Source organism: Aquimarina amphilecti, assembly GCF_900109375.1.
Classification (GTDB): domain Bacteria; phylum Bacteroidota; class Bacteroidia; order Flavobacteriales; family Flavobacteriaceae; genus Aquimarina; species Aquimarina amphilecti.
Genome location: NZ_FOAB01000003.1, coordinates 468,340 through 480,902 on the forward strand (window position 1 = coordinate 468,340; position 12,563 = coordinate 480,902).

The 12,563-nt window shown below is 33.4% G+C and carries 8 protein-coding genes; all 8 read right to left on the minus strand.

Going from position 1 to position 12,563, the window contains the following annotated elements; translation table 11 throughout:
• Positions 1-20 precede the first annotated feature (20 nt).
• On the minus strand, positions 21-2,333 hold the full coding sequence (locus BMY33_RS09815) for an NADP-dependent malic enzyme (RefSeq protein ID WP_091407911.1): 2,313 nt from the start codon (positions 2,331-2,333) through the stop codon (positions 21-23).
• A 142-nt stretch (positions 2,334-2,475) separates the two neighbouring features.
• Positions 2,476-4,410, minus strand: coding sequence for a trehalase family glycosidase (locus tag BMY33_RS09820; RefSeq protein WP_091407913.1), 1,935 nt, complete (start codon positions 4,408-4,410; stop codon positions 2,476-2,478).
• 14 nt (positions 4,411-4,424) lie between these two features.
• On the minus strand, positions 4,425-6,143 hold the full coding sequence (locus tag BMY33_RS09825; RefSeq protein WP_091407915.1) for a sodium:solute symporter: 1,719 nt from the start codon (positions 6,141-6,143) through the stop codon (positions 4,425-4,427).
• Between the two features lie 208 nt (positions 6,144-6,351).
• Entirely contained in the window at positions 6,352-7,275 is a 924-nt protein-coding gene (gene queG / locus BMY33_RS09830; protein WP_091407916.1) for a tRNA epoxyqueuosine(34) reductase QueG, read from the minus strand.
• Positions 7,276-7,280: 5 nt separating this feature from the next.
• Entirely contained in the window at positions 7,281-8,603 is a 1,323-nt protein-coding gene (locus BMY33_RS09835) for a cytochrome P450 (protein ID WP_091407918.1), read from the minus strand.
• Positions 8,604-8,625: 22 nt separating this feature from the next.
• On the minus strand, positions 8,626-9,648 hold the full coding sequence (gene ruvB, locus BMY33_RS09840) for a Holliday junction branch migration DNA helicase RuvB (protein WP_091407920.1): 1,023 nt from the start codon (positions 9,646-9,648) through the stop codon (positions 8,626-8,628).
• Between the two features lie 183 nt (positions 9,649-9,831).
• The gene (locus BMY33_RS09845; RefSeq protein WP_170837052.1) at positions 9,832-10,533 is read right to left on the minus strand and encodes a hypothetical protein; all 702 of its coding nucleotides are present in this window, start codon (positions 10,531-10,533) and stop codon (positions 9,832-9,834) included.
• 174 nt (positions 10,534-10,707) lie between these two features.
• Complete coding sequence (locus BMY33_RS09850; protein WP_091407923.1) at positions 10,708-12,528, minus strand: cytochrome c oxidase subunit I; 1,821 nt, start codon at positions 12,526-12,528, stop codon at positions 10,708-10,710.
• Positions 12,529-12,563: the final 35 nt, after the last annotated feature.

Below are 12,563 nucleotides of genomic sequence, written 5' to 3' on the forward strand. Positions count from 1 at the left end.
CTTTCAGGAGTATCTAATCACTACACATCACCGGAAACAAGTGAAAACATCTCTTTTTCTCTTTTTTCTTTTTCCTGAGCATCTATTACAGCAACGGCAGCAACATTAACCATCTCCTCTACACTTGCACCTAACTGAAGTATATGAACTGGTTTTTTCATCCCCATCATTATAGGCCCTATAGATTCCGAATTATTTAATTCTTTAAGCATTTTATATGTACTATTAGCAGAATCTAAATTTGGAAAAACCAATGTATTTACTTTACGACCATTAAGTTTAGAAAACGGGAATTTATCTTTTCTCATATCCCTATTTAAAGCAAAATCCATTTGTAATTCTCCATCAACAATAAGATTCGGGTAATAACGATGTAAATATGAAACTGCGTCTTTTACTTTAGAAGCATTGGGATGTTTTGAAGATCCAAAGTTAGCATAAGATATCATTGCAATAACAGGATCAACTCCAAACATCTCCACAGTTCTTGCTGTCATTTGAGCAATTTTTGCCAACTCTTTAGATGTAGGGTCAATATTAATAGAAGTATCACTTATAAACAAAGGGCCTTTATTAGTCATCATTACATTCATTGTAGCTATTCTGGTAGCTCCTTTAGCCAAACCTATAAGTTCTAGCATCGGCTTTAACACCGTAGGATAGCTTCGTGAATACCCCGACAACAAAGCATCTGCATCACCCTCATTAACCATCATTGCAGCAAAATAATTACGCTCACGCATCAATCGTTGTGCTCCATAAAGTGTTATTCCTTTTCTACTATTATCTTGCCAATATTTCTGAGCATATCTATTTTTCCTATCAATTTCCTCATCTGCTTTAGGATCAATGATAGTAACTCCTGTAGGATCAAAATCGATCTCCTTCATCAACTCAGCAATAATATCTTTTCGCCCTAATAATATTGGGAAAGCTATTCCTTCTTCTTTTACCGTCTGCGCTGCTTTTAATACATCTAGATGATCTCCTTCTGCAAAAACAACTTTTTTAGGGCTTAACTTAGCTCGATCCATTAATAATCGAACCAATTTATTATCATTCCCCATCCGGTCAAGAAGCTCACTTTCATATTTATCCCAGTCTTCTATTGGTTCTGTAGCGATACCACTCTCTATAGCAGCTTTAGCCACAGCTGGAGGAACTTTTGCAATTAATCTAGGATCAAAAGGCTTCGGTATAATATAATCTCTTCCAAAATTTAGTCTGGTTTCTCCATAAGCAATATTTACTTGCTCAGGTACTGGTTCTTTAGCTAAATCTGCTAATGCTTTTACAGCCGCCATTTTCATTTCTTCATTAATACCAGTAGCTCTTACATCTAGGGCTCCTCTAAATATAAACGGAAAACCAAGAACATTATTAACCTGATTAGGATGATCACTTCGTCCTGTAGCCATAATAATATCCTTACGTGTTTGTACAGCTAGATCATATCTTATTTCTGGATCAGGGTTCGCCATAGCAAATACTATAGGGTCATTAGCCATGGATAATAACATTTCTGGCTCCACCAAATTAGCCATAGACAAACCAATAAACACATCAGCATCTTTCATAGCATCTGCAAGAGTATCAAGATCTCGATTTGTTGCAAATTCTGCTTTTTCTGGAGTTAGAGTATCTCTATCTTTTCGAATTACACCTTTACTATCAGTCATTACTATATTTTCAGCTTTTGCTCCAAAAGCTTTATATAGCCTTGTACAAGAAACTGCTGCAGCTCCGGCTCCACTTACTACTATTTTGACTTTGCCAATATCTTTTCCAGCAATTTCTAATGCATTTAATAATGCCGCTGCAGAAATAATAGCAGTTCCATGTTGATCATCATGCATCACAGGGATATCTAACTCTTCCTTTAGGCGTCTTTCTATTTCAAAAGCTTCCGGAGCTTTAATATCTTCTAGATTAATCCCGCCAAAAGTTGGTGCTATATTTTTCACTGTTTCGATAAACGCATCCACATCTTTAGTGTCAACTTCAATATCAAATACATCTATATCTGCAAAGATTTTAAATAATAATCCTTTACCTTCCATAACGGGCTTAGAGGCTTCAGGACCAATATCTCCTAATCCTAAAACAGCTGTTCCATTAGATATTACTGCTACTAAGTTTCCTTTTGCAGTATACTTATATACGTTTGCTGTATCTTTTTCGATTTCTAAGCAAGGTTCTGCCACTCCAGGAGAATATGCCAATGACAAATCTCTTTGCGTAGCATATTTTTTGGTAGGTACTACTTTGATTTTACCAGGAGTAGGTTTCGCGTGATAAATTAACGCTTCTCTTCGTTTACTTTCGATACTCATACTATATCAATAAAATTGTGTGCTATACAAAGGTACAAGTCTATGCGAGATGCAAAAGACAAAACAAGGTAATCTTTAAAAAAATTGAAGTTTCAAAAAACTTATTGGTTTTTTATGAATTATATTGCGAATTACACAACTATTAATCTCTTTTATTAAATATATCATCAGGATCCACTAGCTGATCTAATTGAGATTGTAGTGTTTTATCTAAAATACTTAACCCTAATTGATAAGATGCATTCATCCATCCAAATCCACTTGGCGTTATATAATCAAATTCTGTCCCAACGTTACCGTATTCTGCATATACTTTATGTGTACATTTTACTACATCGTACTTTTCGGGAATAGTACCATTATAATTGACTGCGTTCTTCGTAATCATCCATAACCAACGATACACCAATTCCTGAGCCTCTTTTTCATACCCATAATTTATAAGACCTCTCCATATCATCATTTGATGTGGTGCCCAACCATTAGGATAATCCCATTGGCGTTGGGGCGCATTTGGATCTTCTTTATTAGCAATATCCATTGTTGCCGCAACACCACCCTTTTGCACTAAATTATCAAATAAATTCTTCACCAAAGAAGCTGCCTGATCTTTAGTACTTAATCCAGCCCAAAGTGGATAATAATTAGTAGCAGATTCTATCTCTTGTTTTGTTTTTGTTACAAAATTATAATCATAATAAACTTCCTTTTCTTTATCCCATAATAGATCATTCATTAGTTTATTTCTCTCTTCTGCTTTTTCTAACCAAAAAACAGAGGAGTATTCCTTAGAATCTATAACAAATTTATCATTAAACGCTTCTCTTATCAAATAAGCTATATCCTTTTCATACTTATATAAAAGACTATTAATTCCTACTGTATTAAGATGAACACAAACATCATCCAATCTATTAGAAGTATCATGTCCGCTTTCTCTCATGGACCTATCATGTGTGAAATACAAATCAAGTTCTTTATCTTTAATTTCACCTGAGTCGTACTTCTCTACAAACACATCTAAGCTAAGCTTATGTTTTTCAGCATATTTATTTAATATAAAATCAAAATGTCCTTTTTCTGTCTCTGGAGGAATTCCAATTCCTTCTGCATAAAAGCGACTTAAGCCAGTATTTGTTAAACGAACATCCTTTTCTGACCAAACATCTTTATATTCCTTTATTACCATTTTAAGGTTACTTGACAACCAATCCCTTGACACTTTTGGGTTTTGTTGATATATTTCTCTAAGTAATGAGCTAAAAAACGGGGGTTGTGTCCTGGTAAGATAATAACTTCTATTGGCATTAAGAATCTTACCGTAGTGCTCAATCTGATAACCAAAATTATCCGCCATTGACATTGCCAAATCCGCCCGTCCATCAATCAATAATCCCACAGACTCAAAATAACTATCCCAACCATACATTTCATTAAATCGCCCTCCAGGAACCACAAATGGTTTAGCTTGATAGTTTCCTTCCTCATCTACATTATGAGCTAAATTTAGAATACCAGAAACTTCATTTAATGTTTTCACATATGTTGGTGTAATATCTTCAGGTAATGTTATCACTTTTAACTTTGGAATATGCGATTTAATAGATTCAAAATAATCAATCGCTTCTTTATCATTAAATGGCACATATAGTCTAAAAGTATCTGTGTCTGATTTAGTATCTTCTAATACTTTTGCTAATCCTTTTTTATCTACTGATCTTGTTAGATTATCCCAGTATCTAGTTTTAATTAATCTTGAAATTCGGTTACTCGGAGATTCCTTGATTTTATCTAAAGAAATCGTATCGTTTTTATCAGCTATAGCTAACTCTTGAAGCAAGTTCGACAAATGATACGTTCCTTCAATCAAATTCACATTACCATTCCCATCAATAAATTCAAATTGTTTAGGCCCTTTATCGTCAATTGTTATTTTCTTATCACCATCTGTATCTTCTTGTGAAATTAATTTATCAAGTGTTTGCTGATGACCTAAATATTCAATTTTCTTATCATCATTACAATTAAAAAGAAATACAGCAAGTAAACATGTAGCTAGAAACTTAAAATTTCGCATATTTAATTATTTAATTACCAGAAAAAACCAACTACAATAGCAGTTATCACCAACAATATTACAGATAATATTCTATAATTTTTATACCAAGGTAAATCTACAAGCTCCTTAGACTCCTCCCTAAACATTTCCTTCTTATATGTATACTCTTTTATCTGTTGTTCTGATTGCGGTTTAGTCAATAGACTAACAATTATATGAAGAATAACACATAGTATGAATAACCAAGTAGCTTTTGCCAAGAAATGTAATTCATTTATAGCAGGAATCCAATCAAACGTTTGTGATAAAATCATAAACACAGCCAAAGAAAAACCTGTTAACAAACTTACAATTGAACCATTCCCATTAGCACGTTTCCAAAAAAGACCAAGAACAAAAGTTGAAACTGCCGGAGGACAGGTATATGCGATCACCAATTGTAAATATGTCCATAAAGAATCACTGACACTTTCTATAAATGGCACCCAAGAAATAGCCAAAACTACCAAAATCACTGTAGTAATTTGTCCTACTCTTACTAATTGCTTACTTGTAAGTTCTGGCTTTAACTGTTTAACAAAGTCCATAGTAACTAAAGTGGATGCAGAATTAAATGTTGCCGAAACCGATGACATCATTGCTGCCATAAGCCCAGCTACTACTAAACCTAAGACCCCTACTGGCAATAGCTGAAACAATAAAACCGGGTAGGTAAGATTTGGACAATCGGAAAGGTTATTACAAATAGTCCCATCGGTCAGTGCATAATTTAGACTTGTAATATCCAAAGTGCTAAATAGCAACAATGCTAATACCCCAGGAACTACCATAATAAAAATCACAGGTAATTTTAGGAATCCGGCGAATAATGCCCCCCAACGTCCGTGATTAAGATCTTTTGCTCCCAAAACACGTTGTACCATAAATTGATTATTTGCCCAAAAGTAAAATCCTAATAACGGAACTCCTGTTAACAATCCCCACCAAGGCATAAATTCATCATTACTAGGCCTTACTAGACTAAAAACTTCATCAGAATTAGCAGGTATATATTTTCCTTCTTCTAAGCGATTTCCAAAGTTAACATCTCCTGCAGACAACATGGTATCCAATTTTGCCATCATTCCCGACCAACCTCCTCCAAGTTGATTAAAAGCAAAATATGTTAACAAACAGGAACCTATTATAAGTAGTATCGCTTGAATAACTTCAGTTTGAATTACTGAATTTAATCCTCCAGGAATAGTATATGCTGCAGCGGCAACCGCCAAAATAACTAGAATCAATGTAGAATCCATTGAAGGAAACAACAACGTTAACACTATCTTACCCACATATAGTCCTGCTGCAGTATCCACCAAAATATTACCAACTACAGTAATAAATGAAAAATAATAACGAGATCTTTTATCATACCTTCTCTCCAAAAATTCAGGCATTGTATACACACCAGATTTTAAATAAAAAGGAAGAAAAAAGATTGCAAAGAAAATTAACACAACAACCGCGTACCATTCGTAATTATAAACATTAATATTTGTTTGATAAGCATCAGAGGCGAGTCCAACTAAAGTAGAACTAGAAATATTTGCAGAAAATAATGCAATACCCACAATTGGCCAAGTCATTGTTCTTCCTCCTAAAAAATAGTCTTCAGAGCTTCCTCGTTTTGATTTTGATATTCCGTAAATAATAATTCCAATGAGATACACTACAATTACTGTAATGTCGATATAAGATAATTCATTCATGTGTGAAATGTTTAGTGCTTGATATTATTTAGAGCCATATAGAATCTTAACACAAAGAACGAAATAAGTCAATATGCATCAATCATTTAGCCAAAAACCTGATGAATATACAAGTTTCTCTTAAAAATATTAATTTTTTGACACCAAAAACAGGTAAAACGATATATACAACCGTTTGTATTATCAAATCATCAAACAATAAAAGTATTTACTTCAAAAACTGAATGTTCCTATTCAAACCAGAAAACTTAGTTCGTTTCACTGCAGATTTTTGAAAAATTTTAGAAAACACGTCTTGAGTGATTTCCTCCCAATCTTTCTTGGTCATTTCTAATAATTCTGGATTGGGATTAAAAAGTGGTTCACTATGCGGTTTTGAAAAACGATTCCAGGGACACACATCCTGACATACGTCACAACCAAACATCCAGTTATCAAACTTCCCCTTATAATCAGCAGGAATCTCCTCTTTTAACTCTATTGTAAAATAAGAAATACATTTACTACCATCCACAACATAAGGATCAACGATCGCCTGAGTTGGACAAGCATCAATACATGCTGTACAAGTACCGCAATGATCTGTTACTGGAGTATCATAATCTAAATCTAGATCAATAATAAGCTCAGCAATAAAATAATAGGATCCAACTTTTTGAGTTAACAAATTACTATTCTTTCCTATCCATCCCAATCCACTTCTTGCCGCCCAAGCTTTATCTAAAACTGGAGCTGAATCTACAAATGCTCTACCATGAACCTCTCCTATTTGTTCCGAAATAAACTCCTGAAGTTGTTTAAGCTTTGATTTAATTACATGATGATAATCATGACCATAAGCATATTTAGAAATTTTAGGAGCTTCTGAATCTTTTTGAGTTTCTGAAGGAAAATAGTTAAGTAATAATGATATTACACTTTTCGAATCTGGAACTAACTTTGTAGGATCTAGCCGTTTGTCGAAGTGGTTCTCCATATATGACATTTGACCATTCATATTTTGATGCAACCATTTTTCCAACCTAGGAGCTTCTTCTTCTAAAAATTCTGCTCTACTAATTCCACAAGACAGAAAACCGAGGCGCTTGGCTTCGGTTTTTATTAATTGGGTATGTAAAGCTATATTACTCAAAGCCTTTATCTTTTTTCAAACTTTAATATTGCGTTCACGGGCTTTAACGTAATAAGTGGCTTAATCTCTATTTCTGATATGGATGTCGAAATTTTATATTTTCTAATTAATTCACTCACAGCATAAATCATTTCATACATAGCAAAATTACTCCCTACACACATTCTTGGCCCTGCACCAAAGGGAAAATACCAGTCCGAATACTTCTTTTTATTATCTGGATGAAATCGGTTTGGATCAAAAACTGTAGGGTTTTCCCAGAAATCTTTATGTCTATGAATTTCAAAAAACGAGATAAGCACTGTTGTGCCTTTTGACAACTCTATATTATTAAATTCATCTTTTTCAATATTTACTCTGTCAGAAAAATATGCTGGTGGATATAAGCGCATAGACTCCTCAATGCATTGAGCTACATATTTACTTTTCTCGAACTGTTCCATTAAAGACAATTCTTGATCGCCATACTTCGTTATTTCGGCATACGCTGACTCCTGAATTTCTGGATGCAATGCTAACAAACTTAAACAAAATGACAATGCATTAGAAGTAGTTTCGTGTCCCGCAACAAATAAAATCAATATTTCATCTATCAATCTTTCATTATCCATCGAACTACCATCTTCATACTTAGAACTCAATAACATATCTAAAAGATCATCATATGTGTCTTCAGACCTTCTTCTTTCTTCAATAATATCGTTCAAAATATCCCGAGCTTCTTGGGTTAAAGTGAGCGTACTTTTTATTTGACCACTCAGATAAAACCACCATCTTTTATATGGTTGTCTAATTTCTCTGATTAAGGATTTTTGAGCGGCCTCCGTTATATGTTGTAGTCTAGCCATAGTGTTACCTGTATCAGTATAACTGAATAACGATTTTGCAACTACCTTAAAAGCTAGATCATTCATCAACGGATAAATATCCATGGAAACGTCGACTTCTATTCTAGAGAGTTCTTCATTAATTGTTTCTCTAATTGTTTTTGCAATTACATCTATCTTTTTCTTATAAAAAGCAGGCTGAATAAGTCTTCTTTGTCTTAACCAGTGATCACCGTTAGAAGTTAACAGACCATTACCTATATACTTCCCCAAGTCTTTTGTCTGAAGCGGGGATTTATAATATTTCCTATGTTGATTTTGTAACATGTGTTTTGCAAAACCCGCATCTCTGGTAAAAATAACTGAATTTCCAAACCCTAAATTTACTTCAAAAACATCTCCATGCTTCTCAAAATTCTTATTATGGAATGGTAATGGATTACTAAGAATACTTTTAGCATTCTTAAGAACATTAAAAAAAGAAACCTTAGGTATTGTCATATTATTATTATTTTCAAAAAGACTAAAACAATCCTCCTTGAATGCCTCCTTTAACTCGTCCTAGGTGCTTATAGGCTGCTTCTGTAACCTCTCTCCCTCTAGGAGTTCTCATAATAAACCCTTGTTGAATCAAAAAGGGTTCATAAACTTCTTCTATAGTTTCTGCACTTTCGCTTACAGCGGTTGCCAAAGTAGTGATCCCAACTGGACCACCTTTAAATTTATCAATTAAAGTCGTAAGAATTTTATTATCCATTTCATCGAGACCATGAGCATCCACATTAAGGGCTTTAAGAGCAAATTTAGAAATCTCTATATCAATCTTACCGTTACCTTTAATTTGAGCAAAATCACGCACTCTACGTAATAAAGCATTTGCAATCCTAGGAGTTCCTCTACTTCGTCCCGCAATTTCTATAGCTGCTTCCATTGAAATCGGAACATTTAATATATGTGCACTTCTTTCTACTATCGTAGCCAGTAATTCCGTTGTATAATATTGCAACCTAGATTGAATACCAAAACGTGCTCTCATCGGAGCAGTTAACAGTCCTGATCTTGTAGTTGCTCCAACTAATGTAAATGGATTTAAATTAATCTGAACTGTACGCGCATTAGGACCACTTTCGATCATTATATCAATCTTATAATCCTCCATAGCCGAGTATAAATACTCTTCTACTATTGGGCTTAATCGATGAATCTCATCTATAAATAAAACATCTCGATCATCAAGATTGGTTAACAGACCTGCTAAATCACCTGGTTTATCCAACACTGGTCCGGATGTTACCTTTATCCCTACTCCTAATTCATTAGCTAAAATATGTGCTAACGTAGTTTTACCTAAACCTGGAGGTCCATGAAATAATGTATGATCTAATGCCTCATCTCTAAGATTAGCAGCTTGAACAAAAATCTTAAGATTTTCCAATACCTGATCCTGACCAGCAAAATCTTCAAACGCCAGTGGTCTTAAAGCTCTTTCTATATCAAGATCTTCATTAGAAAAATTCTCACTTGATGGGTTAAGGTTTTCGTTCATTATTTTAAATAAAATTAACTGAGTTTAGAAGTCATCTCTTTAGCAATAGACATCAGCGTAAACAAATATACTGGAAAAAGAAAGAGTGTCTTCATTATAATAATTCTTTAGATACTTAATTATTACTACATTCAACATATAATAATTAAACAAATATTATATCGATTATCATGCACCGCCATATTAAATAAAATTAGATCCTTTAGTTTCTTCCATAGGTTTAGTACGTATCAAAAATTTTAAATAAAATAACATCGCAATTATATCTACAGAATATATAATAGCTTCAAAAACGACATTATTATAATATAACTCTTGTACAGGGACTAAAGCATTAACCAAAATACAACTACTTGCCGCAATTAACAGATAGTAAGAATATTGATAATGATTTCTCAAATAAATTATAAAACAGCATCCCAAAAAATAAAATAAAGAAACAACTATTATTACACCATTACCAATAGAATCCTGAAAACCTGGCATTGTCATATTAAAAATAGAAATGGCAAGATAAACTACTAATAACAGGCCAATTACTACCGAAGGAGAAAGCACTTCTTTATACCTAATATTTTTTAAAGAAATAAACGGCAACAACAAGTATGAGCATAAAAAATAATACAACAATAACAATATACTTATATATTCAAAAAATAAATCAAAATCTTTTAAAACAAGAACATCATTTATCATAATAATGATGATAATCAATGGATATAGAAAACTTACCCTCTTCCTGTTTTCATAATAAATCCAAATCAGTGTAAAAGAAGAAATCGGTTTTACATAGATTAACTCTTGATTCCCAAAAAATAACCCACAAAAAAACACAATAACTATACTTATATAACAAAAGACATATGCCGGAGATAGGTAGTTCAATTTTGAATTTTGTATTAACACTCTAAAATAGCACTAAAATTCAATTTAACAAACTACTAAACTATGCTTCTATATAATATTGATCTGATAAAACCTTTTATACTATCAAAAAATAAAACCCTTTCGAGATTAACTCAAAAGGGTTTTATTTAATTTCTTATATAAAGAGATTAGTTAATGATGCATTTCCTCTTCTCCATCTTGCATTGGAGTAATTTGAGAAACATAATCCTGTCCAGGAATTACATATTCACCATCTTCTCTAGTTTTACTATAATCATATGGCCATCTATATACATGTGGAATTGCACCTGGCCAGTTACCATGCATATGCTCTACAGGAGTAGTCCATTCCATAGTATTTGATTTCCAAGGATTCTGAACAGCTTTCTTTCCATAGAAAATAGAATGTATAAAATTATAAAGAAACACCAATTGTGCAGCTGCTGTAATCAATGCAAATACAGTAATTAATATATTAGTATCAGCTAAATCATCAAAATATGGGAAATTACTATTCGTATAATAACGACGTGGTAATCCTGCCATACCAATAAAGTGCATTGGGAAAAATACTCCATAAGCTCCTATTGCCGTTACCCAGAAATGAACATATCCAAGATTTTTATTCATCATCTTTCCATACATCTTAGGGAACCAATGATATACTCCAGCAAATAATCCATATAGTGCAGAGATACCCATCACCAAGTGGAAATGCGCAACTACAAAATACGTATCGTGCACATTAATATCTAAAGTACTATCTCCAAGAATAATCCCTGTAAGACCTCCTGTAATAAAAGTGGATACTAATCCGATTGAGAACAACATTGCGGGATTGAGCTGCAGATTACCTTTCCAAAGCGTAGTTATATAATTAAATGCTTTTACCGCAGATGGTATCGCAATCAATAAAGTTGTAAACGTAAATACCGAACCTAAAAATGGATTCATCCCCGAAATAAACATATGGTGACCCCATACAATCGTAGACAAAAATGCAATTGCTAAAATTGAAGCAACCATCGCTCTATATCCAAATATAGGTTTACGTGCATTAGTAGCTATAATTTCTGATGTTATCCCTAAAGCCGGTAATAATACAATATATACTTCTGGGTGACCCAAGAACCAAAATAAATGTTCAAAAAGTACTGGTGATCCACCTTGATTATGCAAAACTTCCCCAGCAATATAAATATCACTTAAATAGAATGAAGTTCCAAAACCTCTATCCATTATTAATAGTAAAGCAGCTGACAATAAAACAGGGAAAGATACTACACCAATAATTGCCGTAACAAAGAATGCCCAAATAGTTAATGGCATACGTGTCATCGACATTCCTTTTGTTCGTAAGTTAATAACCGTTACTACATAGTTTAACGACCCCAGTAATGACGAAGCAATGAAGATTGCCATAGATGCTAACCACAATGTCATCCCAGTACCAGAACCACCTATTGCTTGTGGCAAGGCACTTAATGGCGGATAAATTGTCCATCCTGCAGATGCTGGTCCTGCTTCTGCAAACAGAGATAACACCATTATTACACTACTTAAGAAAAACAACCAATACGAAACCATATTCAAGAAACCAGAAGCCATATCTCTAGCACCAATCTGCAATGGAATCAAAAGGTTACTGAACGTACCACTTAAACCAGCAGTAAGAACGAAAAATACCATTATTGTACCATGTATTGTTACCAAAGCAAGGTACATACTAGGATCCATTACTCCATCTTCTCCAAACTTACCCAACAGTACTTCAAAAATTGTGAATTTATGGTCAGGCCATGCTAATTGCATTCTAAATAATAAAGACATTGCAATACCGATGATTCCCATAATCAATCCAGTAATTAAATACTGTTTAGAAATCATCTTATGATCCTGACTAAAAATATATTTAGTTATAAATGTCTCTTTATGATGATGTCCGTGATCGTGATCTTCTGTGTGATCATCTACGTGTGCTATTGCTGACATACAGTTATTCTTTTAATAAAAATATAATAATTTCT

Excerpts from the sequence above, each read along its gene's own strand:
- BMY33_RS09815 (WP_091407911.1), bottom strand. The coding sequence starts at position 2,333 with ATGAGTATCGAAAGTAAACGAAGAGAAGCGTTAATTTATCACGCGAAA.
- BMY33_RS09820 (WP_091407913.1), bottom strand. The coding sequence starts at position 4,410 with ATGCGAAATTTTAAGTTTCTAGCTACATGTTTACTTGCTGTATTTCTT.
- BMY33_RS09825 (WP_091407915.1), bottom strand. The coding sequence starts at position 6,143 with ATGAATGAATTATCTTATATCGACATTACAGTAATTGTAGTGTATCTC.
- BMY33_RS09835 (WP_091407918.1), bottom strand. The coding sequence starts at position 8,603 with ATGACAATACCTAAGGTTTCTTTTTTTAATGTTCTTAAGAATGCTAAA.
- ruvB (WP_091407920.1), bottom strand. The coding sequence starts at position 9,648 with ATGAACGAAAACCTTAACCCATCAAGTGAGAATTTTTCTAATGAAGAT.
- BMY33_RS09850 (WP_091407923.1), bottom strand. The coding sequence starts at position 12,528 with ATGTCAGCAATAGCACACGTAGATGATCACACAGAAGATCACGATCAC.